Origin of the sequence: Kribbella qitaiheensis, assembly GCF_042657745.1 — a bacterium.
Lineage (GTDB): Bacteria > Actinomycetota > Actinomycetes > Propionibacteriales > Kribbellaceae > Kribbella > Kribbella qitaiheensis.
In genome coordinates this window covers 267,694-293,897 of sequence record NZ_JBHSKE010000048.1, presented here as the reverse complement: position 1 = coordinate 293,897, position 26,204 = coordinate 267,694, and the positions used below count along the sequence as shown (strand labels likewise).

Below are 26,204 nucleotides of genomic sequence, written 5' to 3'. Positions count from 1 at the left end.
CAGCGCATCACTTCCGTCGTCCCGGCATCGGCGTGGCGTAGAGGTACTCGAGCGCGGCGGCCGGATCGGGATGGGCACTGCCCAGCGCGATCCTGGCCGCCGCGTCCAGCAGGGCCTCGACCTCGGCATCGACGGCTGTCCGATCCTCGGCAGCCAGCCGTGCGCCCTGTATCTCCACTGGGTCCCGCGACCGCCCAGTGGAGAGTTCCTCGGTCGAGCGATAGTTCAGACGCGCCCGGTGCTCGAACGTGTGGTGCGCGTCGAAGCGATAGGTCCGGCACTCCAGGAACGTCGGCCCCTTGCCTGCCCGAGCCCGGTCCACCGCGGCAGTGGTTGCCGCGAGCACCTTCTCCGGGTCCTGCCCGTCGATGCTGAAGGCCGGGATGCCGAACGCCTTGGCCCGGCCGGTGATGCTGCCCGCCACCGCGGAGTGCACCGGCATCGTGGTGGCGTAGCCGTTGTTCTCGCAGACGAACAGCACCGGGACGTGCCAGAGCGCCGCCAGGTTGAACGCCTCCAGCAACATCCCCTCGTTGACCGCGCCGTCGCCGAAGAAGCTGACCGCGACGGTCGACCGGCCCCGCCGGCGCTGTGCCCAGGCGGCGCCGGTGGCGATCGCACCGGCGGCGCCGACGATGGCGTTGGCGCCGAGGATGCCCAGGCTGAAGTCGGCCGCGTGCATGGAGCCGCCGCGCCCCTTGTTCAGGCCGGACTCTCGGCCCATCAGCTCGGCGAACATCCGGGCCGGGTTCACCCCCTTGGCCAGCACATGGCCGTGTCCCCGGTGCGTGCTGGTGATCAGGTCGTCCGGCCGGAGCGCCGCGCAGACCCCCGCGGCCACGGCCTCCTGACCGACGTACGGGTGGATGCCGCCGACGATCTCACCGGACCGGACGAACTCGATCGCACGCTCCTCGAAGCGGCGGATCAGCCGCACGGTCCGGTAGAGATCGACGGTCGTCATGGTCGTGCCCCTCAGCCCTTCACGGCGGCAAGGATCGAGTCCCAGAGCCGAGCCCGGGCGGCAAGCGCGGTGTTGATGGTGTCCGCGCACGCCTCCCACTTGGCGTCGTCGTCACCGCACAGGTCGGTGACCATCTGCATCGCCATCGGGGTGTGCTGCTCGCCGTCCACCTCGATGTGGCGTTCCAGGTAGTCGACGAAGGTGTTCAGCCTGTTCGACCGCTCGTTCACCGCGACCACCTGGGTGAACATGTCCGGGATCAGGTCCTCGCGCCCGAAGGCGAAGGCGGCCGCCTGGCAGTGCACCGGCTGGTTCTCGATGATGTCCCAGGTGGTGGCGGCGAAGTCGATCGAGGCCTGCGGGACGCCGGACTCCTTCAACGAGTCGACGACCGAGCCGCCGTCGCGCAGCAGGTGGACCAGCTTCTCGATCGCGGTCGTGTCGGCGCCGGCCTCCTTCATGCCGTTCACGTAGAGCTCGAAGTGGCTGATGAAGCCGTCCCCCAGCTCGTCGCTCTCCTCGACCATCACGATGTCGTTGATCAGCCGGCGGCTGCCGGTGTGCGCGGTCGGGATCCACGGCACCGTGACGCAGGTGAGCTCGCGCTGCAGCGACTTCAGCAGGGACATGAAGTCCCAGACCGCGAAGACGTGGTGCTCCATGAAGGTGACGAGGGACTCGTGCGTGTCCAGGTTGGCGTAGAGCGGGTGCTGGACGACCTTGTCGCGGGCGTCGCCGACCGCCTTCTCGAGCTGCTCGATGCCCGGGTGGGTCTGACCCCAGTCGTAACGTGACATGTCGTTCTCCTTGTTAGCGATCGGCCCAGAGAGTGGGGCAGAAGTCCGGGTCGGCGTAGTCGGGTCGGCCGTCCGGGGTCCGACGGACCACGGCGTCGTGGTTGTACGCCGCGAGGGTGCCGTCGGAGAGCGGGAACTCGCGGTAGGAGTTGCCGCCGTCCTGCAGGTGCAGCGAGATCGCCCGGCGCGGCCGGTCGCTCACGTTCGCGCCGGACCCGTGGTACGTCCGGCAGTGGTGGAAGTTCAGGTGCCCGCGGGGGATGGTGATCGGCACCTTGACCACCTCGACGCCGTTGTACTGCGCGTTCTCGGTCAGCATCTGGTCGAGCTGGGACCGGTCCCGTTCGGCGAAGTGCCGGACCACGGTGTCGTCCGAGCCGATCTCCTGCCACCGGTGGCTGCCGTCGACCATCGTGATGGTGCCCATCTCCGGCGGGCAGTCGTGGAACGGGATGAACGCGGTCAGCATCCGGTCCGACGAGGAGGACGACCAGTAGTGCTTGTCGAAGTGCCAGGGCACGATGTTCGACGGCTCCCCCGGCACCGGCGGCTTGTAGATCAGGGTGGACTGGAAGATCCGGATCTCCTCGGCCTGGGCCAGCCGGGCCGCGACCGCGCCGATCAACGGCTTGCGCAGGATCTTCGCCAGTCCGTCGTGCTCGTAGTGCACGTAGTCGTTGTGCCGCTGCACATCGCCCTTGGAGGGGTCCCAGTAGGCGAGCTTCGGCGGCCTGGCCGGCAGCGTGCGGTCCCGCTCTCCGGCGTAGTACCGCTCGCTGGCGTTGACGAGTTCGTCGGTCTCGTCGTCGGTGAGGAGCTTCTTCGACAGGTACCAGCCGTGCTGCTGGTAGAACGCGACGTCCTCGTCCGACGGCAGCAGCGCGATCTCGTCCTCGGACAGCGTGAACTCCAGGGCCGTCATACCTCGACCCCCTGCAGCTCGCGCTCCTTCGCCTCGTACAGCGCCTTGATGTTGCCGCTGCCGAACGTCATCGCGCCGCGCCGCTCGATGATCTCGAGGAACAGCGTTCGGCGGACGTGCATCGACTCGGTGAAGATCTGCAGCAGCTGACCCCAGTGGTCCTTGTCGACGAGAATGCCCAGCTCCTCCAGGGACTCCAGCGGCGTCTCCACCTCGCCGACGCGGTCGGGCAGCGCCTTGTAGTACGCCGACGGCGAGGCGAGGAAGTTCACGCCGCGCTCGGACAGCGTGCTGACCGCCTCGACGATGTCGCTGGTACGCAAGGCGATGTGCTGTACTCCGGCCCCCGCGTGCCAGGTGAGGAAGTCGTTGATCTGGCCCGGCCGGCGGTTCGGGTCCGGTTCGATCAGGGTGAAGGTGACGTGCTTCGACGGGCTCTGCACCACCGTCGACTCCATCCCCTGCCCGGCCACCTCGATGTACTCGTCGAAGATCGGCAGGAACCCGAAGACGTTCTGATAGAACTCGACCGTCGGCTTCAGCTGACCCGACGGGACGCAGATGGCCAGGTGGTCGATCTCGCTGAACAGCTTCTCGTCCGGACCACCCGCCGGCTCGGTGATCTGGAACGCGCCTGGCAGGAACTCCCGCCGCGGCCCGTGCCGCTCGACCAGCCGGTGGACCACGTCGCCGAAGCCGGCCACCTCCGCGATCACCACGGTGGTCTCCTGCTCGTCCGTGTACGTCACCGGCTCGGCCACGGACTCGGCGCCCCGGGCCAGCAACTCGGTGTAGGCCACGGACGCGTTGTCCACCTCCAGGCCCACCACGGCGACCCCGTCACCGTGCCGCTGTACGTACTCCGCCGCGGGGTGGTCAGCGGCCAGCCCTGAGGTCAGCACGATCTGTACGGCGCTCTCCCGCAGCAGCAGCGATCGCTGGTCGGCCAGGCCCGTTTCCGGACCGCCCTGGCCGTGGACCTGCAGGCCGAAGGCGTGTCCCAGGTAGAACGCCGCCTGCTTCGCGTCGCCCACGTACATCTCCACGTGGTCGATCCCGTAGATCTCCATCACGATGACTTCACCGGGCCTTCCCCTCACTCTTGATCTCTGTGCTCGGTGGTCCGAACAGCAGGCTGACGTTCTGGCCGCCGAACCCGAACGAGTTCGACAGCGCGTAGTCCACGCGCACCTCACGCGGCTCCTTGCGGACGTGGTCCAGCGGGCAGGCCGGATCCGGGTCCTCGAGGTTGTACGTCGGCGGCAGCAGGCCGGCGTTCACCGCCAGGGCACTGGCGGCCGCCTCGACCACGCCGGAGGTGCCGAGCATGTGACCCGTCAGGGCCTTGGTGGAGCTCACCGCCGGGCTGGATCCGTCGAAGGCCAGACCGATCGCGACGGACTCCGCGACATCGCCGAGCTTCGTGCTGGTGCCGTGCGCGTTGACGTAACCGACCTGTTCGGGCCTCACCCGGGCACTGGCGAACGCCCTGCGCATGCAGTCGGCGGCGCCGGTCCCGTCCGGTCGTGGCGCGGTCGGGTGATGCGCGTCGGCGTTCACCCCGTAGCCCGCGACATCGGCGTACCCAGCCGCGCCCCGGGCGGTGGCGTGCTCGGCGCTCTCCAGAACCAGCAGCGCGGCTCCTTCCGACAGCACGAACCCGTTCCTGCGCAGGTCGAACGGCCTGCTCGCCTGGGTCGGGTCGTCCCAGTTCCGCGCGAGCGCCCGTGCGTTGGAGAAGGTCTCCGCGAAGGTCGGGAAGAGCGGCGCCTCGCTCGCGCCGCAGATCACCACATCCACCTCGCCGGTGCGGATCAGCCGTACGCCGTCGGCGATCGCCTGCGCGCCGGACGCACACGCCGTACCGACTGACGAGGTGTAGCCGCGGAGGCCGAAGCGGATCGCGATCCTTGCCGCGGGCATGTTCGGCAGGATCCCGGTCAGTAGGTACGGGCTGACGGCCGCGCGACCGCGTTCGGCTCGGGCCAGGACCTGGTTCTCGAGCGTGGCCATGCCGCCGACCCCACCGACGATCACACCGATGCGTGCGGGGTCGACGTTCGCGCCGACGACCAGTCCGGCGTCGGCCAGCGCGTCCTCGGCGGTGAGTTGGGCGAGGATCACCGTGCGGTCCATCACCTTGCCGTCCGGCCCACTCGCGATCGTGCCCGCGTCGAACGGCGGCAGGAAGCCGGCCAGCTCGACCGAGTTCGCGACGGGATGGCCTTCCGGCGGGCGGCTGATGCCGGACTTGCCGTGCAACAACGCGTCGAAGACGTTCTCCACACCTCGGCCGACCGGGGTGAGCAGACCCATCCCGGTGACGGTTGCCGCGGTCATCGACCCACCCCGGCTCCGGCCGCCACGCCATCCAGGCGTTCTTGGCGGAGCGCGACCTTGCGGACCTTGCCCGTCACCGTCACCGGTACGTCGTCCTCGCCGATGACCGCGATCCGCCGGATCGTCGCCGCGACCTCCTCGCCCACCGCCCGTCGTACCGGCTCGGTGCGGTCTGTGGCGGGGTCGACGTCGGGCGAGAGTTCGAGCAGGACGTCGGTGAGGAAGCGGCCGTCCTCCTGGACGATGATCACCGTGCAGTCGAGCACCTCCGGCAGGGCCGCGAGGATGCGCTCCTCCGACATCGACGTGTAGAGCTGGGGACCCTCGAACCCAGCGACCGCGTCGGGCACCCGGTCTAGATGGAAGTAGTGGCCGGTCTCGTCGCGGTAGACCAGATCACCGGTGAGGAACCAGCCGTTCAGCCGGAACCTGTAGGTGTTGACCGAGTCGTTCCAGTAGCCCGGCGACACCGAGGGCGACCGGAAGCCCAGCAGGCCCGGCTTGCCCGGCGAGAGTTCCCCGCCGCGGCTGTCGAGCACGGTCGCCTCGGCGAACTGGTACGGCTTGCCGATGCACCGGCCGTAGTGCTCGCTGTCGCTCGTATGGGTGACGTGGAACCCGTTGTGCCCCATCTCGCTAGAGCCGAGCCCGTCGATGAAGTGCGAACCCGGCACCGTCGTACGGCCTTGTCTGGTGACGGTTTCGCGGGAGCCGACCGCGACCAGCTTGCGGATGTGCGGCTCGTGCGCGCAGTCGCCGGTGTTGAACCACATCCGGACCGAGGCGAGGTCGTGCTTGCTCAGGTCCTCGCGAGCCAGACCGGCCCAGGTGACCGCGAACCCGTAGACCCCGCGCGGCTTCCACCGCTCGATCTGCCGCAGCACGTTCGGCGCGTCCTGGCTGGACAGCAGCAGCATCTCGGCGCGGTTGCCGAGCACCTGGTTGACCATCAGGATCGTCGCGGTGTGCGGGATCGGCAGCGCGTTGAGGATCCTGTCGGTGCCCTGGGCTTGCGGCATCGTGAGCAGGTGCTTCAGCGCGGCGTACAAAGTGGTGTGCGTGTGCAGGACAGCCTTCGGTACGCCGGTCGTCCCCGAGGTGTGGGTGATGACGACCGGGTCGTCCCGGTGGTGCCGATAGTGCTCGGGGGCCTCGGCTGGATCGCCGGTGCCGAGCTCCTTCGGCTCGGCCAGGATCGGTGCCTCGCTGAGCTTCTCGCGATGCGCGGCATCAGCCAGTACGCCGGTGACGCGCAGGCGGCGGATGTACTCCTCCGCGATGTTCGGGGCCATCTTGCCGTTCATCAGCGCGGGGATCGCGCCGACCCGGGTGAGCGCGAGGAAGCTCAGCACGATGTCGGCGGCCTCCGTCGCCCAGATCGCCACGACGTCCCGGCGACCGATGTCGTGGGCCCGCAACCACGCCGTCCGGGCCTGGACGCGTTCGTCGAGCTCACCCAGGGTGAGCGGGTGCCCGGCTGGGAAGTGGTCGACTGCGGTGTCGAAGGTCAACCCCGGTCCCTGCAGGTCGGCACCGTGGGCGATCACGGTCGCCAGCACGTTGCCTGCACCGATCGCCGGGTCCGCGGCCAGTTGGGCTCTGAGACTTTTCATGACGGATCTCCCTCACTTACCAACAGGGCCACAGCGGTGTCGCCGGCGGTCGCTTGTTCGACGAGGACGACGAGGACCTGGTCCGCGTCGCCGTCCGCGATCAGGAGTGCTGCCTGGTCGAGCCCGGTACGCCGGGCATCGGTGGTCGGACTCAGGCAGACGACCGGTCCGCGCAACCCCCAGCGGGCGGCGACATAGCCGGCCACGCTGTTCGGCACGGACTGGAAGAAGTAGAGCGGGCCGACTCGTTTGCCGTCGGCAACCGCAGCATGGACGTGCTCCGCGCTGGCCCGATCGCCGCTCCGGCTGACGAGCACGATCCCGGTCCGTTCGCCTTGCCGCAAAGGCGGTTCGCCATACATGGGCCGCAGGCAACTATCGGCGACGGTGGCAACGAGCGGGCTGAATGATGACCCCACGAAACCGGGCAGTGACGGAGGACCTGCCAGCGCGTCGTCAGCCGACTGCGGCCAGTGACTGTCCGTGACCAGACGGGGTTCGGGAATTCCGGCGAGGCGGTTCATCCAGCACGCACCAGCAGGGCCGTGTCGGCGCCGCCGAACGCGGCGTTCAAAGTCATCCCGTACTGCGCTGTGGCCGGCCTGGGGGCATCCAGGATCAGATCCAACGGGCAGTCCGGATCCGCCGTGGTGAAGCCGGCGTTCACCGGCAACTTGCCGGCGCGCAGAGCCAGCACGGTCAGCACGAGTTCGAGCAGTCCGGAGGCTTCCAGGGCGTGACCGTGCACGGCCTTCGTCGAGCTGACGGGGACCTCCGCCTCGAACACCCGGCGGATCGCGGCCGCCTCCGAGGCATCGCTGAAGCTGGTTCCGGTGGCGTTGGCGTTGATGTAGCCGACAACCTCGGGCGGGAGATCCGCCTTGCGGAGTGCGGCGGTCATCGCGGCCGCCAGCCCACGGCCGTCGGGAGCCGGCTGACACGGGTGATAAGCGTCGCCCGCACGGCCCCAACCGACGATCTCCGCCTGGCCCTCGCCCGCTTGGAGAACCACTGCGGCCACACCGTCGCCGAGGAGCAAACCCTTGCGGTCAAGGCTGAACGGGCGGACCACCCCGTCGTCCGAGAGCGCCCGGCCCGCGTCGAACAAGGCGTACTGGTCCGACTCGACCAGATAGCCGGCCGCGACCACGATCCGGTTCGCGTAACCCTTGCGGATCAGCGCGGCCGCGTCGGCGACCGCAGTACTGGCTGAGACGCAGGCGCTGGTGTAGATGCGGGTGGCTCTCGACGCCAGGCCGCGAACGCCTGCGCGGCCGTGAACCGCGAGGAACAAGGGGGTTGTGGCTCGTTGAACCGCGTTCAGGCCGGCCTCCGCGCAGGCGCCAGTGATCGCGTCGAGCATCTCCTCCTCCAGCGAACGGACGTCCGCCGCCGTCGCTGCGCGGTGCACCCGGCGGTTTGTGGTGTCGAAGCGCTGGACCTCGGTGAAGGCGGCCGCACCGGGCAGCGCCGCCGCCAGTTGGGCCTCGGCACCCCGGCCGAGAGCGCTCAGTACCGAGAGCCCGGTGATCGACACCGGTCGCGGGTCAGTCATGGCCAGGGATCACCTCCGCGAGCACGGCCACGGCGTCGCCGATGGTCCTGATCCGGTCCAGTTGGTCGTCGTCGAGCTCGACCGCGTAGCGCTGCTCGACCTGATGTACCAACCAGGCCAGCTCCATCGAGTCGATCCGTTCCCGGATCTCCCCCGCGGGCCGGTCTCCCAACGCCGCCAGCCAGCCCACGATCTCCGCCCGTCCAGGCGGCGCGGGAACCGCGGGCGGCGGGGTGACGGGGGGCGGGGCGGACGAGTTCATCAGACCTGCTGCGCGACCCGGCCGGCCACCGCGGTGGTGAACTCGCCGACCGTCATCAGGGCCAGCTCCTCGGACTCGTCGTCGGAGAAGCGCACCCCGAACCGGTCCTCCACCCGCACCGACAGGTCCGCCAGCGCCAGCGACTCCAGATCCACCCCGGCGGGGCCGAGGGTGGTGGCGTCGTCGATGCCCTCGGTGTCGTAGTTCATGTCCTGCAACTGCGCGAGGACGAACTCGCGAACCTCTTCCCTCATCGGGATACCTTCTTTCTGTGGAAGAACGTCCGGGATCCGGTCCGGAGCCCGTGCACGTCTGGGTGAAACCTGTCGACAGTGACCAGCGGTCGGCCGCACACGCTCTGCTGCTCGCGCTGGCTGCCACCGTCGTGGGCGGCGAGCCGGTGTTGCGGCACGACGAAGCCGGCCGCCCGCACGTGGACGGTCTGTGGGTGAGCGTCAGCCACGGGCACGATCTCGTCGCGGTCGCCGCGAGCGCCGCCGGACGGGTCGGCATCGACGTCGAGAACCGCCGGTCCTTCGAGGTCACCGGGCTGGCCAAGCGCTGGTTCGACCCGGCCGAGCTGGCCTGGATGGCCGCTCAACCCGACGAAGTCGAGGCGTTCCTGTGGTTGTGGACGGCGAAGGAGGCCGTCGGCAAGGCACTCGGCCGCGGTCTGCGCGGCTCGGGTCTTCGCCGGCTGATGCCCCTCCCGCCAGAACTCCTCGCCCCGCCGGGTCCCCTGCCCCCGCCGGAACCCCTCCACCCACAGGAACACCTCGACTCGCCGCCCCCCGATACCGGCCCCCGGACCGGTGGCTCGCTGACCGGTGGCACCCTGACCGGCGGCCCGCTGACCGGTGGGCTGGTGCCGTCCGAGCCCACCCTGGCGCTGCTCCACCTGTCCCTGCGGGCGAACGCCGTGCTCGCGCTCGCAGTACCGGCTGGTGTCCGGTCGGTGGAGGTCTGCGAGCATCACGGCGCTGCCTTGCGCAGTACGGTGACGTCGCGGACCAGCTTCCCGGTGGTTGTCCGCGGCAACTGATCGACCAGCCGCACGCTCCGCGGCCGCTTGTACGACGCGAGCTGCTGGGCCAGGTCGGCCTCGATCCAGGCGACGGTGCGCGGCTCGTTGAGCTGCAGGTAGGCGGTGATTCCGCCGTCGAAGACGACGACCGCCGCCTGCACTCCGCGCAGCGTGCCGAGCGTGTACTCCACCTCGGTCAGGTCCACCTTCAGCCCGCCGACGGACACCTGCGAGTCGAGCCGCCCCTTGATACTGACGAGCCCGGTCTCCGGGTCGACCACCCCCGCGTCCTTGGTCCGCAGCCACCCGTCGGCCCAGCGCGCCGGATCCGACAACCCGAGGTACGGCGACTCCGGCCGGCGGATGTGCAGTTCCCCGTCGACAGCCCGTACTTCGATGCCGGGCGCGGGCATGATCGCCGGGCGGTGCCGGCCGAACAGGTCGGTGCCGATGACCCCGACCTCGGTCATCCCGTACATGTTGCCGAGCGGGACCTGGAACTTCTCCTCGAACGCCCGCGAGATCGCGGCGGGCACGAGTTCACCACCGGTCGTCATCCGCTTGAACTGCGGCAGCGGCGGCGGCTCGTTGACCGAGGCAAGCAGCCCGATGTGGAACGGCACGCCCAGCACGGTGGCGGGGCTGTCGTCGCTCGCGATCGCCTGGATGATCGCGTCGCCGGTCAACCGCACGGGCGGGACCAGCGTCACGCCGGCGTGCAGGCCGTACAGCAGACCGCCGACCAGACCCAGCACGTGCACCATCGAGGGCAGCAGGATGACCCGCTCGCCGCGCTGCGGAACCCCGTCGATCCGGGTGTATCGCAGTACCTCCTCGACCAGGTCCTCGGCAGTCCGGCCGATCACCTTCGACGGCCCGGTCGAGCCCGAGCTGAGCTGGACCACCGCGTGCGAGGTGTTCGCCGGGTGGCCGGAGTAGCTGGCCACGTCGGTGTCGATCTCGACGAACGTGCGCAGCCCTGAACCGACCGGCCGCTCGGGCGACACCACGACCTGCGGAACCAGCCGCTCGATCGCGCGGCGGACCTCGTAGTCGGTCAGCCGGTGATCCAGCAGGATCGCCTGGCCACCGCTGCGCCATACCGCCAGCAAATGCGTGATGAATGCCATTGACGGAGGTAACCGCAATGCGGCGGCACCGCCCGGCCGGAAGCCTGATTCCGCCAGTTCGGATTGCCGGTCCCGGACCAGCCGGCGCAGCATTCCACGATCAATGGGAGTAGGGAGATGGAAGCAGACGTCGCTCGCCGGTCCGGCCAGCAGAACGTCGTCGACCCACTGGGCACCCATAGTGGTTCCGGGCACCACGACAGCACCGTCCATGGTCATCCGAGCTCCGAAGTTCGCCTTGAACACAAAGGATTCAGAGCACCAGCACCCCCACCAAGGCGTGGCGATGACGTGACGATACGACACGATCAGACAGTCCCGCTACGGACCGAAAGTGACGGCTCGACTACCCTTCGCAATGTGCTCCGGATCGCTTAACATTTGGCGGCAAATGAGCGATGCTGCTCCGTTCCGCAAAGGCCGCCACTCAAACAAACACCGCCCCATCAAACCAGTCGGCGAGCTGCCACCGGTTAGGAATTTCGGAGCATCCGAGGGGCACGCAGGGTTCCCCGCGCGGAGCTCAAATCGGCGTTTTGCGGGCTATTCCAGAAAATACCGGCAGAATTTTTTTGAATTTCTGCGGGCCGGCCGCGGCAAAGCGCCCCGACCGGGGTCGGGGATGGCCCCCTCGGCGAGGGTGTGGCAGGTCAGGCAGGGGCGCCGAGGCGGCCCAGGGCGATGGCTACGCGGCCGCCGGCCTCTTCCAGGGCCTCGCGAGCCTGGGCGACGGGAGAGCCCGTCAGAAGGTGGACCAGGGCCGGTTTGAGCTCACCGTCGGCCTGGGCCAGCGCCGCGGAGCAGGCGGCCTCGTCGGCGCCGGTGGCCTCGGCCAGGATCCGGAGCATCCGGCCGCGGAGTTTCTGGTTGGTGGCGACCATGTCGACCATCAGGTTCGACCAGGTCCGGCCGAGCTTGATCATCAGCGTGGTGGAGAAGCTGTTCAGGATCAGTTTCTGCGCGGTGCCGGCCTTCAGCCGGGTGGAACCGGCGATCACCTCGGGCCCGGTGTCCGCGGCGATCACGATGTCGGCCAGCGGAGCCAGCGGCGCCGCCGGGTTCGAGGTCACCAGGACCGTGGTCGCGCCGACCGCCCGAGCCGCCCGCAGCGCGCCCGCGACGTACGGCGTACTGCCGGAGGCGGCCAGTCCGATGACGAGGTCGTGCCCGGTCACGGAGGCCGCGTCGGCGGCGCCGCCCTCCTCGGAGTCCTCGACGTTCTCGACCGCGCGGAGCAATGCCTCCATGCCACCGGCATGGTGGGCGACCACCAGGTCGTCCGGGGCGTGGAAGGTCGGCAGCAGTTCGGCCGCGTCGAGCACCGCCAGCCGACCGGAGGTGCCGGCGCCGAAGTAGTGCACCCGTCCGCCGTTCCGGACGGCCTCAACCCCGGCATCGACGGCCTGGGCGAGTTCGGGAATCACCGCACCGACCGCGCCGGCGACTCTGGCGTCCTCCGCGTTCACCATCTGGAGGATCTCGGTGGTGCCCACCGCATCGATCGCGAGCGTCCTGGGGTTGCGCTGCTCCGTGGGTGTGATCACAGAGACGATGTTAGTTTTCTACTGAAGGTTTTTCAATTCTGTTGATCATTGACAGAGCTCTTCAGCCGGTGACCCCGGACCGCGGTCGCCGTCTCCTCGAGCGCCTTCCGGGCGTCGGGCAGCACGGACTGTGCGACCCCGATGAACAGACAGTCGACCACCATCAGCTGCGCGATCCGGCTGGACATCGCGCCGGACCGGTACGTCGTCTCGCGAGCGGCCGTGGTCAGCACAAGATCCGCGGTCCGGGCCAGCGGCGAGCGCGGGAAGTTCGTCACCGCGACCGTGGTGGCACCGTGCTTGGCGGCCTCCTCGAGCGCCTCGACCACCTCGACCGTGGTCCCGGTGTGCGAGATGCCGATCGCCACATCCTCCTCACCGAGCAGGGCGGCGCTGGTCAGCATCACGTGCACGTCCGACCAGGCGAACGCGACCCGGCGGATCCGGTGCAGCTTCTGCTGCAGGTCGAGCGCCACGAACGAGCTCGCGGCGGCGCCGTACAGGTCCACCCGCGGCGCCTTCGCGACCGCGGCGACGACCTTGCTCAGCGCGTCGACGTCCAGCTGCTGAGCGGTCTCGCGGACCGCCCTTTCGTCCGCGAACGCGACCTTGCCGACGACATCGGCCAGGGAGTCCCCCGGCTCGATGTCGCCGCCGACCTCTGGCCGGATGTTCTCCTGCGCCGACTGGGCCGCCAACTGCAGGCGGAGCTGCGGATAGCCGGGGACGCCGATCTGCTTGCAGAACCGGATGACCGTGGTCTCCGAGGTGGACGCCACCTCGGCCAGTTCGGAGATCGTCATCGCCGCCACTCCGCCCGGGTCCGCGAGGACCGCGTTCGCCACCCGCTGCTCGGCCGGGGCCAGCGCGGGCATCACCGCACGGACCCGGACCAGCAGCGGCCCCGTGGGTCCTGGAGAGGTAACTGAAGTCATGACGCCACCGTACGGCGATTAAGCACCGAGCGGGGTCACCGACGCGAAAGTCTCCAACCAGAGGCGATAAATGATTCAGGCGTTCGTTCTCCGTCGAACAGCACCTGGTCGCCCGATGAGACCTTGACGCCGTCCACATAGACTCCCCGGCCCTGGTACAGCGGGTCGGAGGTGTAGCGCCAGCGCAGCGTCTGATCGCCTGCTCCGAGGTCGGCCGACACCTGATGCCAGTGCCGGTCCCCGGACCCGCTGATGGAGCCGTCCCGGTCGATCACGGTGCCCCTGTCCATGACGGTGAAGGGCACCTTGGTCCAGGTAGTCCCGTCCGTGGAGCTCTCCAAGTACAGGAGATCGGTTTCTTCGGTGTCCACGAACAGGTCGAACGACAACTTCGCGCCGTCGGCCGGTACGGCGACCTTCGCCGCGAGCGTCGTCGTACTGGCGTCGGTGGTGCCGGAGAACCACGCGTCCTTGCCGTGCCGCGGTCCGACCCCCAGCGAGAGCGCCAGGCCCTGTACGACGGCGCGCCGGGCCGGGTTGTTGCTGCCCCAGTTGCGGCTCGGGTGGACCCGGTTGGTCAGCAGGATCGCGAACGAGCGCGAGTCGAAGTCGATCACGATCGAGGTGCCCGTGTACCCGGTGTGCCCGGCCGTCCGGGGAGCGGACAGGCCACCCATGTACCAGCGCTGGTTCAACTCGAAGCCGAGCCCGTGGTCGTTGCCCGGGAAGGCCTGGTTGAAGTTCGTGATCATCGCGGTGACGGAGTTCTCCTTGAGGATCCGCGCCCCGCGGTAGCTGCCGCCGTTCAGGAACGTCTGGGCCAGCACGGCCAGGTCGTCCGCGGTCGAGAACACGCCCGCGTGGCCGGCCACGCCGCCCAGGGACCACGCGTTCTCGTCGTGCACCGAACCCCAGACCATGCCGCGCGGCGGCGCCGTCTGGTACTCCGTGGCGGCGATCCGCGGCTTCTTCTTCTCATCCGGGTTGTAGCCGGTGTCGCGCATCTGCAGCGGCTTGGTGATCCCGTCCGCGACCAGTTTGTCGAGCGACTTGCCAGACACCCGGGCCGCGACCTCGCCCAGGGAGATCAGGTTCAGGTCGCTGTACAGGTACGTCGTACCAGGCGTGCTGGTCGGTTTCGCGGTCAGCGCCATGTGCATCCGGGAGGCCGGATCGGGCTGCGCACTCCACAACGGCAACCACGCGGGCAGGCCGGTGGTGTGGGTGAGCGCCTGCCGGACCGTGATCGCGCCCTTGCCGTTCTCCGCGAACTCCGGCACGTAGGTCGCGATCGGCGTGTCCAGCCCGATCTTGCCCTTCTCCACCTGCTGCATCACCACGATCGAGGTGAACAGCTTCGACACCGACGCCATGTCGAAGATGGTGTCCGTGCGCATCGGGATCTGCTGCTCCGCGGGCAGTTCGGTGCCGCTGCCGTCGGAATACTTCAACGCCAGCCCGGTCGCCGTCTTCGTGACGACCTTGCCGTCATGACCGAGCAGCGTCACGGCCCCGGCGTACAGGGGTTTGACAGTGCCGCTCGGCTGGGTCCAGCCCGCAACCTGGGCGAGCGCCGCGTCGATCGGAGCCGGGTCGAGACCGGCCTTCGCGGGGGTCGAGTCGCGCAGCAGCGTCGACTTCGGCGCGTAACCGTCGAACGGCTGGTCGAAGCGCCCGGACTTGTTGCCTGAAGCAACTGCAGGAGTGGCCATGGTGAGCATCAGGGTAGACACTACCGCGATCGGCTTGACCAGATTCACCGGTGATCTCCCTTGTACAGCAGGTACTTCGCGCGCCGGGCGGTCCAGGCGTCGGTCTCGCTGCGCCAGGCGGCGATGATCGCCTCGGCGGTGGCGCCGCCGTCCAGCATGGTGCGGAAGCGGTCCGATCCGGTCAGCAGGTCGATCCACCGGCCGGGCGGGTTGTCACCGGTACGCCAGGCGAAGCCCGGATACAGCTTCTTGGCCTCGACGATCATGTGGGTCGCGGCGACGATCGCCTCCACCCGGTGCGGGTCGGTGATCTGGATCTGGACTCCGCCGCAGAGCACGTTCGCGTTCTTGCTGATGAACGGCGTGAAGTAGGCCTCGCGGAAGGCGATGCCCGGGATGTTCTTGGTCTGCAGCGCCTGCGCCCACTTGTAGTCGACGTACGGCGCGCCGATCAGCTCGAACGGCCGGGTCGTGCCGCGGCCTTCGGACATGTTGGTCGCCTCGAACAGGCAGGCGCCGGGGTAGAGCAGCGCGGTGTCGGGCGTCGGCATGTTCGGGCTCGGCATCACCCAGGTCAGCCCGGTGTCGGCGTACAACTGGTCGCGCTTCCAGCCCTTCACCTGGATCACCTGGAGCTCCTTGAGCCGGGCGCCGTCCGCGTCCAGCGGCAGGTACTCCGCGTTGAACAGCCGGGCCAGCTCGCCCACGGTCATGCCGTGCTGCTGGATGATCTCCTCCTTGCCCACGCCCGAGGTGTAGCCGGGCTTGAGCATCGGGCCGCGCGCGTAGCCGCCGACCGGGTTCGGCCGGTCCAGCACGACGAACTTGGCGCCGGTCCGGACCGCGGCGATCATCGCCTCGTACATGGTCCAGATGTAGGTGTAGAACCGCGAGCCGACGTCCTGGATGTCGAACACGACCGTCTCGACGCCCGACTTCGTGTAGAGCGACGCGAGCTTGTCGGCGTTCGCGCCGTACGCGTCGTAGACCATGATCCCGGTCCGCGGGTCGACGTGGTCGCCCTCGGAACCGCCGGCCTGCGCGCTGCCGCGGAAGCCGTGCTCGGGCCCGAAGACCGCTACCACGTTGACCTTGCCGGACGCGTGCATGGTGTCGACGATGTGGTTCAGGTCCTCGAGGATGCCGGTCGGGTTGCTGATCACCCCGACCTTCTGCCCGGCGAGTGCCTTCCACCCGTCGTTCGACAGCGCCTGGGCGCCGGTCGTCACCTTGCTGCCTTGCTTGGCCGGCTCGGCCGCGCCGGCGGCCTGGACGTCGATCAGCGGGGCGGCGGCGAGTGCTCCCGCACCAGCCAGCAAACTGCGGCGCTTCATCGCATTCTCCTTCGAGGACACACAGGGGAAGTAGTCACGGGCGGAAGTACAGGTCAGCCATCACGGGGCGGTGATCACTGGCCGTTGATTCTGGAGGTACTGCGGCGTGCTGGACGCGGAAGCCCGCGCCGACGGTGACGAAGTCGATCCGCTTCACCGGGGTGACGGCCGGATAGGTCGAGGGACCACCAGTGGTCGCCGCGGCTTCGGTCCAGCTGTCGTCGAGGCGCCGCCAGAGCTTGGCGAGCTCGGGCGCGCCGTACTCGGCGTTGAAGTCCCCGACCAGGATCTGCAGGTCCTTCTTGCGGTCCCGGGCCAGGATCTTCACCGTGTCGTCCACCTGGGCGAGCCGGACCGACGGGTCAGCCCGGTAGTCCAGGTGCGTGACGTAGACGTGCACCCGTCGGCCGCGGACGTCGAGCTCGGCCTCCAGGAATCCCGGCGCCGGAGCGGGTACGGGATTCGGGTCCTGGGTGGAGAGCCGGGTGATCGGATGGTTCTCCGTACGTTGTAAGGGGAATCGCGAGAGCACGCCGACGCCGTACTGCCTGCGCGGCTGCCCGGCGGCCGGTGGATCCAGGTCGTAGATCGGCGCGAACCCGGCGTACATGCCGAGCTTCTCCGCCAGTTCCGCGATGGTGTCGCGCCACTGACTGCGCGCATCCCAGTGCACGTCCACCTCTTCGAGGCCGACCACGTCCGCGTCGAGCGCCTTGATCGCCTGCGCCGTCCGGTCCAGGTCGAAGACGTTGTCCTCGCCCGCCCCGGCATGGATGTTGTACGACGCCACTGTCAGGCGGGTCTCCTTGGCGTCCCAGGTGAGGCCGTGGCCGAACGGATACAGGGTCTGGGTGGGATCCGCGGCGGTCGGGATGTCCACCGGGAGCTTGCCTGTCGGCGCGATCTCGCCGTACAGGACCTTCGCGAGTGCTTCGTGGGAGGCGGCCGCGTGGGAGTAGGTGGCGAGGGTCGTCTGCGCCGCGGCGAAGTACGCGACGTCGTACGGGTCTCGGACGGCGACGACGATCACCGGGCGGCCGGTGGCCAGCAGCGCGTTGACGAGCTTCTGCTGCTTCGCCTGCTTGTCGGTGACGGCCGTGTCCCACGCCTTCATGGTGAGCACGATCGTCAGGTCAGCTCCGGCGGACGCCGCGACCGCATCGTTGATCTTGGCGTCGGTGGGAGTGGCACCGGTGTCCTTGACCGTGGTGGTCGCGCCGCACTTCTGCAACGCCGCGCCGAGGACCACCGGCGTGTAGCCCGCGACCAGGATCTTGCGGGGCGCCGGCGACAGCGGCAGCAGGCCGGCGTCGTTCTTGAGCAGGGTGGTGCTCTGGTCGGCGATGCGCTGAGCCGCCGCGTAGTTGGCCGGCGTACCGACGATCTTCGAGACGCGGGTGACGTCGACGTACGGCTGGTCGACGACGCCGGTCTTCAGCTTCAGGCTGAGGATCCGCTCGAGGCTCTGGTCGATCCGCTGCTCGCTGATCCGGCCGCTGCGAACAGCGTTGAGGACCGAGTTGTACGCCAGGTCCAGGTCGACCGGCATCAGGAGCTGGTCGACACCGGCCTCGATCGCCCGGAGCGGGATCTCGGCGTCACCGTACTTGTCCCGGACGCCCTGCATCCCCAGGGAGTCGGTGATCACCACACCGTCGAAGCCGAGCTGCTCGCGCAGGATCCCGGTCAGGATCGGCTTGCTCAGGGTGGCCGGGTCGCCGGACGGATCGAGCGCCGGGACGACGATGTGCGCCGTCATGATCGACTCGATGCCGGCTCGGATCGCCGCCTCGAACGGCGGCCGGTCGATGGTGTTCCACTGCTCCCGGGTGTGGCTGATCAACGGGATCCCGGTGTGGCTGTCGGTCGCGGTGTCACCGTGCCCCGGGAAGTGCTTCGCGGTGGAGACGATCCGGCCGTCGCGCTGGTAGCCGGCGACCTGGGCGGCCGTCAGCTGCGCGACCAGTTGCGGGTCGCTCGAGAACGAGCGGACCCCGATCACCGGGTTGAGCGGGTTCACGTTGACGTCCGCGACCGGCGCGAAGTCGGTGCTGACGCCGACGGCCTTGAGCTCGCGTCCGCCGATGCCGCCGGCCGTGCGCGCGTTCGTGGCGGACCTGGTCGCACCGAGCGCCATGGCGCCGGGGAACTGGGTGGCCGGCGGACCGACCCGGAACACGACGCCGTGCTCCTGGTCGGTGCTGATCTGCAGCGGGATCCCCTGGTTGTCCAGGGAGGCGCTCTGCAGGCCGTTCGACAGCCGCGCGATCTGGTCGGGGTTGGCGACCGAGTCGGTCCAGGCGAAGTAGATCACCCCGCCGAGGCGGTACTTGCGTACCACCTCGGCCGGCGTCGCCACGCCGTACAGGTCGGTGTTGCGCGGGTCGGCGGTGTCCGCGGTCGGGCCGTAGACGTAGCTGACGAAGAGCTGCCCGACCTTCTGCTCGAGCGACATCCTGCTCAGGGTCTCGCGGACCCAACGGTTGGACGCCGCCTGGGCGGGCGCGGCCGCGAACGTAGTACCAGCTACGGCCGCGGCCGCGAGGCCGAGGGTCTGCCGACGGGAGAACTCGATCGGGCTCACCAGGTCAGTCCGTGGCCGAACTGGTAGAGCGGGGTCGTGGGCTGACCCGCCACCGGGATGTCGACCGGGAGCTTGCCAGTGGGCGCGATCTCGCCGTAGAGCACCTTCGCCAGCGACTCCATCGAGACACCCTGGTAGCCGTAGGTGGCCACGTACGTCGGCGCCTGGTCGAAGTACGCGATGTCGTAGGGGTCGCGGACCGCGACGACGATCACGGTCTTGCCGGTGGCAAGCAGATCCTTGACCAGCTTCTGCTGCTTGGCCAGCTTGTCCGTCACCGTCGTGTCCCACGCCTTCTGGGTCAGGACGACCGTCACGTCATTGACCTGCGCCTTCGCCACCGCGTCGGCGATCGCCGCGTCGGTCGGCGCTGCCCCGGTCTGCGCGACTGTGGTGGTCGCGCCGCGGTTGGTGAGGCTGGTGCCCAGCGACGCCGTCGTCGCGACCCCCCAACCGGTGACGAGGACCTTCCGCGGGGTGTTGGAGAGCGGGAGGGTCGAGTTGTCGTTCTTGACCAGGGTGATGCTCTTGTCGACGATCTTCTGCGCGCTGGCCAGGCTGGCCGGCGTACCGACGACGCTCGGGATCTTCGCCGGGTCCACGAACGGCTGGAAGAGCACGCCGTTCTTCAGCTTCATCAGCAGGATCCGCAGCAGGCTCTCGTTGATCTGGCGCTCGCTGATCCGGCCCGACTTCACCGCGTTGACGACCGCGTTGAACTGCACGTCGGGCGCCGGCGGCAGCAGGATCTGGTCGGCCCCGGCCTCGATTGCGCGGACCGCCACCTCGGCGTCGCCGTACTTGGCCCGGACCGCGGCCATCTCCAGCGCGTCGGTGATGATCAGGCCCTTGAAGCCGAGCTGGTTGCGCAGCACCCCGGTCAGGATCGGCTTGCTCAGCGTCGCCGGGTCACCCGACGGGTCGAGCGACGGCACCACGATGTGCGCGGTCATGATCGAGTCGATGCCGGCCTTGATCGCGGCCTTGAACGGCGGCGCGTCGATCGTGTTCCACTCCTGCAGGGTGTGGTTGATCGTCGGCAGCGCGGTGTGGCTGTCGTCGCGGGTGTCACCGTGGCCCGGGAAGTGCTTCGCGGTCGCCATGATCCCGGCGTCCTTCTGGTACCCCTGGACCTGCGCGACCGTCATGTCGCTCACCAGCTTGGGATCGCTGGAGAACGAGCGGACGCCGATCACGGGGTTGAGCGCGTTCACGTTGACGTCCGCGACCGGCGCGTAGTCCTGCCGGATGCCCATCGCCTTCAGCTCACGCCCAGTGATCCCGGCCGCCGTCCGGGCGTCCGCGGTACTGCGGGACGCGCCGTGGGCCATGTTGCCGCCGAACTGCGTGGCGGGCGGCCCGATCCGGACGACCACTCCCTGCTCCTGGTCGGTGGCGATCGTCAGCGGGATCCGCAGGCCGGTCTGGGTGGCCGCGGTCTGCAACTGGTTCGAGTACGTCGCCAGCTGGGTCGGGCTGGTGACGTTGTCCCGGGCGTTGAAGTAGATCCACCCACCCGGCTTGTACTTCGCGACCACCTCGGCGGGCGTCGCCACGCCGTACAGGGCGGTGTTCCGGGCGTCAGGTGTCGCGGCGTCCGGCCCGTAGGCGAACAGCACGAACATCTGCCCGATCTTCTCCTCCAGCGTCATCCCCCGCAGCGCCTGAGTGGCCTGCTGCAGATTGGTGATCGCCGGCGCCTTGGCGCGAGGCTCGGGCGGTGGAGCACTGACAGCGGCAGCGGGAGCCAGCGAAGCCACAACGGCAACGGCGCTCACCCCGGTGAGGCTGGCAACGGCAAAACGGCGCATGGCGGACATGACCGACCCCTCAGGTAATTGAATTACAACCGTGCCCCCGCACGCGAAAGTTACCCACGCCATCGGGCCCGGTCAAGGGGAAACAACAACCTCATCCAATACGCCCCGCACACCCTCGACAACAACCAGCACAGTTCAATCACTTGAACCTCAGCCAACCAACCTCGCCCGACTACACTCCGCGATCCTCAGTGGCCCGTCCGAGGTTCACGGATCCGGCCACGCGCCAGTCTTCAGTCGGTGAGGAGTTGCCGCCGGAGGTGGGTCGGGTCTGGGTTCACCTGGGAGTGGCCGGCCTGGACGACTGTGGGGACGGTTTCGTTGCCGTCGGCGATGGCACGGACGGCGGCCGCGGCCTCAGGGTCGGTCCAGATGTTGACCCAATAGGCCCGGCGCGCGGCGCCGCCGAGCTTCAGCCGCAGGCGGATGCAGTACTGGCAGCCCGGGCGCCAGTAGATGATCGCTCTTCCGTCGTCGGTACTGCGGCTCTGCGCCTCGGCCGCGGTGATCGACCTGGGGAAGACAAGCGGTGATACGAGCGCGGCCAGCGCGCAGAAGGCGATCGCCATGACGACGCCCGAGCCAGGTGAGCCCGAGGCGACCTGGGAGGCGGCTACCAGTAGCCCGCACACGACCACCAACCCGGCCAACATCCAGCTACGCAGCACACCGTGACGGTATCTCACCCCGTCCCTACCTAGTCCCGAGGCCGTGGGAGCCGCTGCCTCTCAGCAGGGAGCAACTCGGTCGTTCTGAACGCCCGGCGCCCGAGCGACTCTCAATCCATGGTCTCCAGAACCGGAGGCCGGAACGCCATCCAGCAGAGAGCAGGCAGCAGCGAATGAGTACGCAGAAAGTCGTCGTGATCACGGGCGCTTCCCAAGGGATCGGCGAGGCCCTGGTGACCGCCTACCGCAAGCTCGGGTACGCGGTCGTCGCGAACTCCCGTTCCATCACGCCGTCCGACGACCCGCTGGTGCGCACCGTGCCGGGTGACATCTCGGAGCCGGGTGTCGGCACTCGCATCATCGAGGCCGGGCTGGCGGAGTTCGGCCGGATCGACACCCTGATCAACAACGCGGGCGTCTTCGTCGCCAAGCCCTTCACCGACTACACCGATGAGGACTTCGACCTGGTCACCGGCGTCAACCTGCGCGGGTTCTTCGAGATCTCGCAGCAGGCCGTCGCCGCGATGCTCGCCACCGGCGGCGGGCACGTGGTGAATGTCTCGACCAGCCTGGTCGAGCATGCCGACGCGAACGTACCGTCGGCGCTGGCGTCCCTCACCAAGGGCGGCCTGAACGCGGCCACCAGGTCCCTGGCCATCGAGTACGCCGCCCGCGGCATCCGGGTCAACACCGTTGCCCTCGGCATCATCCGGACGCCGATGCACCCGGTCGAGACCCACGATGCCCTCGCCGGAATGCACCCGGTCGGCCGGATGGGCGACATCCGCGACGTCGTGGACGCGATCACCTACCTGGAGAACGCCCCGTTCGTCACCGGCGAGGTCCTGCACGTCGACGGCGGCCAGAGCGCGGGCCACTGACCACTACCAGCAGTAGAAGGAAGAACAATATGTCCACAGATACCGAGAGCCTGCGAACCGTCGTCGACCAGTGGAAGGCTGCTGTCGACGCTCACGACCCGAAGCTCGTCGCCTCGTACTTCACCGACGACGCGATCTTCCAAGGCCTACACCCCTACAGCATCGGCCCGGAGAGCGTCGCCGCGTACTACGACGTCCAGCCGATCGGCATGACCGCCCACTACGACATCCGCGAGACCAAGCGCCTGGCCGACGACCTGATCCTCGGCTATCTCACCGTCGACTTCAGCTTCCTCGACAAGCCCACTGTGTCCGTCTACCTGAGTCTGATCATCCGCAGTACTCCCGAAGGCTGGCTGATCACCCACTACCAGGTCTCGCGCCTCACCTGACCTGCGTGGGTTCTGAGGGCAGGCGGTAGACCGACACGTGCGACCGGGACTCGGAGGTGAACTCGGCCCCCGCCCAGTCCGCGTGTCGGCTCTCGAGCTCGAATCCGGCGAGCTGCGCCATCAGGTCGAGTTCAGCCGGCCAGATGTACCGGTGCGGGCTCCGGAAGAGCTGCGCCTGCTTGCTGTCGTCGAACTTGAAGTGGTGAGACACGACCTGCTGGTTCAGCACGTCGTAGGTGTCCAGCCCGATGTACCCCGGCTCGTTGTGAATCACCGTGGCCGACTGCCCTGGCGGAAGCCGCCGCAAGTCAGGAACCCAAAGCTCGATCACGAACCGCCCACCGCCCACCAGATGCCGCGCGGCATTGCGAAAGCACGCGACCTGCTCCTCCTGGGTCAGCAGATTAGAGATCGTGTTGTAGACGAGATAGACGACTGTGAACTCTCCCGGAACGCGGACGGTCGCCATATCGCCGACGACCACCTCGATCGTCTCCTCGTCGACCTTCGTCCGCAGTTGCTCGATCATCGGCCCAGAAAGCTCCAGCCCAGTAACCCGAACCCCGCGCTCGGCCAGCGGAACCGCAACCCGCCCAGTCCCAACCGCAAACTCCAGCGCCCGCCCCTCCCCCGCCAGTTCCACCAACCGATCCACAGTCGGCCCAAGCACCTCAGGAGCAAACATCCCCGTCCCTGGCGAGTCATACCGCCTGGCAGCATCGTCATCCCAAATCTCGTCCTGTCGCATCCCGCGACGATGACAACAAACGTCCATAGCTGTCCATCACTTTCTCGTGCCACAGCATGCGGCCGTTGCTGGCACCTGCGGCATGCGTTGCGTATCCCCGACTGAGAACGGGCAGAGATGATGCCGAGCGGCCGAAGGCACGCATGGCAGAGCATCTCAACGGAGGTCCCAGTCGTGGCGGACCTGGCCACGACAGCCGCCGAGATCTCGATCGCCGGCGTTTCGGCATCACGATCGTCGGTGTGCCCTGTATAGCGCTCACGTCGGCGTTCACCGGCTCGCCATGGCCGAGCATCTCCGGAGACGATGATCTGCGGGCACGGCGACCTCAGTTCATGCCTCACCCGTCTTTGCCCGCGCTGTCCGTCCCAATCAAGCCCACTCCTCTGACTCGCGTCCACCGCCACACCGTGGGCTGGCGTCCCCGACAGAGCAGTCCCGGGCCGTGTGGATAGACGGCGCTCTGTTCAAACAGCGGTGGATCGCTAAGCGAATTCGTGCCGCAACCAGTCCGGGTGTCAGTCGCGTCGTGTCGATTGGCAGCATCTGGTAGTCGCTGTGTCCGAGGTGTTCGGAGGCCTCTCTATAGAAGCGAGCTTCTGCCACGCTGCTGTCAACTTGCCGCTGCAGGCGATTGTGCGGGCCTTTGGTCGTTAACCGAGCGGTGATGACGCTGGGATCAGCAGTCAGGATGATTGCCAGATGCGGCCTATCGGCGAGTGTGTTCAGGTTCCAGAGGAAGTCGAGTTCGAGACCGTCGAGGCGCTGCATCACCAGTGCCGAGGGCACGTATCGGTCGCAGAGTACTAGTTGTCCGGCTTGCAGAACCGGCCGGATCTCGCTTTGAAGATGGTGGTACCGGTCCGCGGCGTACAAACAGGCAAGGGCCGGTCCAGTCACTGTGTCGGTGAGCTCGTAGGCGAGCCGTCCAATCGGGCCACGCGATGGCTCGAGGGTGAGGTGGGGCGCAACGCCGTCAGCTTCCAGCAATTGCGCGACATGCGTGATCGTCGTGGTCTTGCCCACGCCGGAGGGGCCGTCGATGGTGACGAAGAGTCCGGCGCGGGGTTCAGAAGAGGGTCGCTGCTGATTCATCGGCTGCGGGGAGGACTGCGGCTTTGCTAGCCGAGATGTCGAGCAGTTCGAGAAGGTTCAGCGTTTTGCCGTCCCCGGGAGTTGCGAGGCGCTCGAGAAGGCGGGCACACACCATCGCGTCGTACGTGGCACGGTGCGGAGCCAAGTCGGGCGATAGCCCGTCAGCCAAGTCCAATGAGGCCGCCAAGGCGCCAAGTTTGTACGACTCCCGGCCTGGCAGAAGGCGCCTGGCCAGCTTGAGCGTGTCGACAACTTCCACGGGCTGAAAGCCAGCCAGCTCGCGGGTCAGCACACCGAGATCGACCCCGGCGTTGTGGGCGACGAAGACCGCTCCGTCCAAAGCAGCATGCAGATCCGAGGCGATCTCGGCAATCCGGGGAGCGCCGCTGACATCCTCGTCAGAAATCCTATGGAATCGGCGTGCCATGGCAGTGATCGGCCGCGGAGGCCGAACAAGCCAACTCTTCGGTGGACCGATCATTCCACCTTCGATCGGCACGATCGAGATCTCCACGAGCTCCGGCGGCCGCTGGCCATTCCCTTCGACATCGACAACGGCATAGGCAGAGGTGGTCCATGCCGCTCCGGACTCAATCATCGGTCGTCGCCTCCCATCCGATCTCCGCGCGTCCGTGCCTATTCAGGTGGTGCGGATGTCCGGCGTCGTGAACCTGAAAAGCGAACGCGTGCTGTAGGTAATATCGAGGCTGCTCCGACGGCAGCCCCTCGACTTGGACCGCACGATCCGTGATGTCGAGCACTTCCAAGTCTGCCGCTTCGGGCAGCACAACTGCGGCATCGAGGAATGTGCGCGTCGTCGGCGTTTGGTGAGCACCCGCGCACAACTTCAACTGAGCTGCCGGACAGATGTCGCACAGCTCCCGGATGCCGTAGTGACCGTTGTAGTCAGGAAGGCCGTGAGCGTACGAAACCGCGCAGGACGTCTTGCGAAACAACGGCGTACTGACAGCCGGCCGGCTGGCGAAAGCCTCCACCACTCGGCGGTCGAGCGTCTCGGGGACGATCTTGCGCCTGGCCGTCCCCTCGTATGGTTCGGGGATGCCATTTGACTTGTAGTAGTCGGCGATCTGATCGCGGTAGAACAGCCCCGTGAAGACAGTGGCGTCAGCTGCTGCGGACAAAGTGACAGCTCGCTGCAAGTGCTCATCTGTGTCGTTCAGGCCGGGGACGAGCGGACGCCAGTAGAGAACCGTCCGATAACGCCGCGGCTGCTCAGCTGAGCCATAGGCGGTAGCACGACGCAGTGACCCGATGGCGACTGAGCTCGGATATGGCTCGACGCGACGATCCTCAATGCCGGAATAGGTGAACAGGAGCGTCAGTTTGAGGTTCTCCAATGCGTTGAGCCGGACGCAGTCGGCGTCGCGAACAACGGCCCGCGTGATCACGAGGACATGGTTGGTGAAGCCTCGCCGGTCGAGGTCTTCCAGTACGGCGAACAGGTGATCGCGAACGCCTGCCAGGAACGGATCGGTCGCCCGGTTGAAGATTTGCAGGGGTGTCAGGTGCGGAATGAAGTAGCGATGGTTCACCAGCTTTTCGACGGCTTCGGCATCGGTCATCAGCGCGGCCGGCGTGTCTGCGTCCCACAACCCATAGGTGTGCCGGATGCAATAAGCACATCCGAGCGGGCAGCCCTGCACATGGTTGAGCGACAGACCGGACTTGCGGTACTCCACGACTTCTCGGGCCCGCTCGGGAAGGCTCGCCACCTCGGCGGTGGGGAGTAGTGGGACGTGTGTGGCAGCCATGTGCAACTCCAGACGTCGACAAGGGATGGAAGGGCGGGCAGGCGCAGATGCAGGGATCGATGCACCTGCCCACCAGTCAGTGGGCGCGACATTCCGGCGGAACGCTCGGGCT

General features: G+C 68.1%; 25 protein-coding genes. 3 read left to right on the top strand and 22 right to left on the bottom strand.

Annotation, left to right across the window (positions count from 1 at the left end):
* Positions 1-7 precede the first annotated feature (7 nt).
* The 10 genes from ACFPJ1_RS30350 to ACFPJ1_RS30305 form a co-directional block, all read right to left on the bottom strand.
* Complete coding sequence (locus tag ACFPJ1_RS30350) at positions 8-964, bottom strand: thiamine pyrophosphate-dependent dehydrogenase E1 component subunit alpha (protein ID WP_380109063.1); 957 nt, start codon at positions 962-964, stop codon at positions 8-10.
* A gap of 11 nt (positions 965-975) precedes the next feature.
* The gene (locus ACFPJ1_RS30345) at positions 976-1,761 is read right to left on the bottom strand and encodes a DUF3050 domain-containing protein (RefSeq protein WP_380109061.1); all 786 of its coding nucleotides are present in this window, start codon (positions 1,759-1,761) and stop codon (positions 976-978) included.
* Positions 1,762-1,774: 13 nt separating this feature from the next.
* Positions 1,775-2,683, bottom strand: a complete 909-nt coding sequence (locus ACFPJ1_RS30340; protein ID WP_380109059.1) for a phytanoyl-CoA dioxygenase family protein — start codon at positions 2,681-2,683, stop codon at positions 1,775-1,777.
* Positions 2,680-3,753 carry a 4-hydroxyphenylpyruvate dioxygenase gene (gene hppD / locus ACFPJ1_RS30335; RefSeq protein ID WP_380109057.1) on the bottom strand — a complete coding sequence of 358 codons (1,074 nt, stop codon included), beginning with the start codon at positions 3,751-3,753 and terminating at the stop codon, positions 2,680-2,682. Before hppD ends, ACFPJ1_RS30340 begins: the two co-directional genes overlap by 4 nt.
* Positions 3,754-3,763: 10 nt before the next feature.
* Positions 3,764-5,023, bottom strand: coding sequence for a beta-ketoacyl-[acyl-carrier-protein] synthase family protein (locus tag ACFPJ1_RS30330; RefSeq protein WP_380109055.1), 1,260 nt, complete (start codon positions 5,021-5,023; stop codon positions 3,764-3,766).
* Positions 5,020-6,636: a class I adenylate-forming enzyme family protein gene (locus ACFPJ1_RS30325; protein ID WP_380109053.1), complete on the bottom strand. Its 1,617-nt coding sequence runs from the start codon at positions 6,634-6,636 to the stop codon at positions 5,020-5,022. Before ACFPJ1_RS30325 ends, ACFPJ1_RS30330 begins: the two co-directional genes overlap by 4 nt.
* A complete protein-coding gene (locus ACFPJ1_RS30320) occupies positions 6,633-6,998 on the bottom strand; it encodes a beta-ketoacyl synthase chain length factor (RefSeq protein WP_380109051.1) in 366 nt (121 codons plus the stop codon). Before ACFPJ1_RS30320 ends, ACFPJ1_RS30325 begins: the two co-directional genes overlap by 4 nt.
* 158 nt (positions 6,999-7,156) lie before the next feature.
* On the bottom strand, positions 7,157-8,191 hold the full coding sequence (locus tag ACFPJ1_RS30315; protein WP_380109049.1) for a beta-ketoacyl synthase N-terminal-like domain-containing protein: 1,035 nt from the start codon (positions 8,189-8,191) through the stop codon (positions 7,157-7,159).
* Complete coding sequence (locus ACFPJ1_RS30310) at positions 8,184-8,453, bottom strand: phosphopantetheine-binding protein (protein ID WP_380109048.1); 270 nt, start codon at positions 8,451-8,453, stop codon at positions 8,184-8,186. Before ACFPJ1_RS30310 ends, ACFPJ1_RS30315 begins: the two co-directional genes overlap by 8 nt.
* A complete protein-coding gene (locus ACFPJ1_RS30305; RefSeq protein ID WP_380109046.1) occupies positions 8,453-8,707 on the bottom strand; it encodes an acyl carrier protein in 255 nt (84 codons plus the stop codon). The genes ACFPJ1_RS30310 and ACFPJ1_RS30305 overlap by 1 nt, the downstream gene beginning before the upstream one ends.
* A gap of 17 nt (positions 8,708-8,724) precedes the next feature.
* Here ACFPJ1_RS30305 and ACFPJ1_RS30300 point away from each other — a divergent pair, with 17 nt between their 5' ends.
* Positions 8,725-9,495, top strand: a complete 771-nt coding sequence (locus ACFPJ1_RS30300) for a 4'-phosphopantetheinyl transferase family protein (protein WP_380109044.1) — start codon at positions 8,725-8,727, stop codon at positions 9,493-9,495.
* On the opposite strand, the gene ACFPJ1_RS30295 is transcribed toward ACFPJ1_RS30300, so the two are convergent.
* The 8 genes from ACFPJ1_RS30295 to ACFPJ1_RS30260 form a co-directional block, all read right to left on the bottom strand.
* Positions 9,426-10,826 (bottom strand): class I adenylate-forming enzyme family protein, encoded by a 1,401-nt coding sequence (locus ACFPJ1_RS30295; protein ID WP_380109042.1) that lies wholly within the window; start codon positions 10,824-10,826, stop codon positions 9,426-9,428. The two genes, ACFPJ1_RS30300 and ACFPJ1_RS30295, sit on opposite strands and share 70 nt — an antisense overlap.
* A 431-nt stretch (positions 10,827-11,257) precedes the next feature.
* Positions 11,258-12,151, bottom strand: coding sequence for an N-acetylmuramic acid 6-phosphate etherase (gene murQ / locus ACFPJ1_RS30290; protein ID WP_380109040.1), 894 nt, complete (start codon positions 12,149-12,151; stop codon positions 11,258-11,260).
* 32 nt (positions 12,152-12,183) lie between these two features.
* Complete coding sequence (locus ACFPJ1_RS30285) at positions 12,184-13,086, bottom strand: MurR/RpiR family transcriptional regulator (RefSeq protein ID WP_380109038.1); 903 nt, start codon at positions 13,084-13,086, stop codon at positions 12,184-12,186.
* A gap of 35 nt (positions 13,087-13,121) precedes the next feature.
* Complete coding sequence (locus ACFPJ1_RS30280) at positions 13,122-14,846, bottom strand: serine hydrolase (protein ID WP_380109036.1); 1,725 nt, start codon at positions 14,844-14,846, stop codon at positions 13,122-13,124.
* The gene (locus ACFPJ1_RS30275; RefSeq protein ID WP_380109034.1) at positions 14,843-16,132 is read right to left on the bottom strand and encodes an exo-beta-N-acetylmuramidase NamZ family protein; all 1,290 of its coding nucleotides are present in this window, start codon (positions 16,130-16,132) and stop codon (positions 14,843-14,845) included. Before ACFPJ1_RS30275 ends, ACFPJ1_RS30280 begins: the two co-directional genes overlap by 4 nt.
* A 34-nt stretch (positions 16,133-16,166) precedes the next feature.
* On the bottom strand, positions 16,167-18,716 hold the full coding sequence (locus ACFPJ1_RS30270; protein ID WP_380109033.1) for a glycoside hydrolase family 3 N-terminal domain-containing protein: 2,550 nt from the start codon (positions 18,714-18,716) through the stop codon (positions 16,167-16,169).
* A complete protein-coding gene (locus tag ACFPJ1_RS30265) occupies positions 18,713-20,536 on the bottom strand; it encodes a glycoside hydrolase family 3 protein (RefSeq protein ID WP_380109031.1) in 1,824 nt (607 codons plus the stop codon). The genes ACFPJ1_RS30270 and ACFPJ1_RS30265 overlap by 4 nt, the downstream gene beginning before the upstream one ends.
* Before the next feature lie 233 nt (positions 20,537-20,769).
* Positions 20,770-21,204: a glutaredoxin domain-containing protein gene (locus ACFPJ1_RS30260; protein ID WP_380109030.1), complete on the bottom strand. Its 435-nt coding sequence runs from the start codon at positions 21,202-21,204 to the stop codon at positions 20,770-20,772.
* Between the two features lie 173 nt (positions 21,205-21,377).
* On the opposite strand from ACFPJ1_RS30260, the gene ACFPJ1_RS30255 reads away from it, so the two are divergent.
* Both ACFPJ1_RS30255 and ACFPJ1_RS30250 read left to right on the top strand, forming a co-directional pair.
* Positions 21,378-22,085, top strand: a complete 708-nt coding sequence (locus ACFPJ1_RS30255) for an SDR family NAD(P)-dependent oxidoreductase (RefSeq protein WP_380109028.1) — start codon at positions 21,378-21,380, stop codon at positions 22,083-22,085.
* Positions 22,086-22,114: 29 nt separating this feature from the next.
* Entirely contained in the window at positions 22,115-22,477 is a 363-nt protein-coding gene (locus ACFPJ1_RS30250; RefSeq protein ID WP_380109026.1) for a nuclear transport factor 2 family protein, read from the top strand.
* On the opposite strand, the gene ACFPJ1_RS30245 is transcribed toward ACFPJ1_RS30250, so the two are convergent.
* The 4 genes from ACFPJ1_RS30245 to ACFPJ1_RS30230 all read right to left on the bottom strand — a co-directional run bounded on the left by ACFPJ1_RS30245 (position 22,470) and on the right by ACFPJ1_RS30230 (position 26,020).
* Entirely contained in the window at positions 22,470-23,162 is a 693-nt protein-coding gene (locus tag ACFPJ1_RS30245) for a class I SAM-dependent methyltransferase (protein WP_380109024.1), read from the bottom strand. The two genes, ACFPJ1_RS30250 and ACFPJ1_RS30245, sit on opposite strands and share 8 nt — an antisense overlap.
* 435 nt (positions 23,163-23,597) lie before the next feature.
* Positions 23,598-24,320, bottom strand: a complete 723-nt coding sequence (gene tmk, locus ACFPJ1_RS30240) for a dTMP kinase (protein ID WP_380109022.1) — start codon at positions 24,318-24,320, stop codon at positions 23,598-23,600.
* Complete coding sequence (locus ACFPJ1_RS30235; protein WP_380109020.1) at positions 24,295-24,918, bottom strand: 3'-5' exonuclease; 624 nt, start codon at positions 24,916-24,918, stop codon at positions 24,295-24,297. Before ACFPJ1_RS30235 ends, tmk begins: the two co-directional genes overlap by 26 nt.
* The gene (locus ACFPJ1_RS30230; RefSeq protein ID WP_380109018.1) at positions 24,911-26,020 is read right to left on the bottom strand and encodes a hypothetical protein; all 1,110 of its coding nucleotides are present in this window, start codon (positions 26,018-26,020) and stop codon (positions 24,911-24,913) included. The genes ACFPJ1_RS30235 and ACFPJ1_RS30230 overlap by 8 nt, the downstream gene beginning before the upstream one ends.
* Positions 26,021-26,204 lie beyond the last annotated feature (184 nt).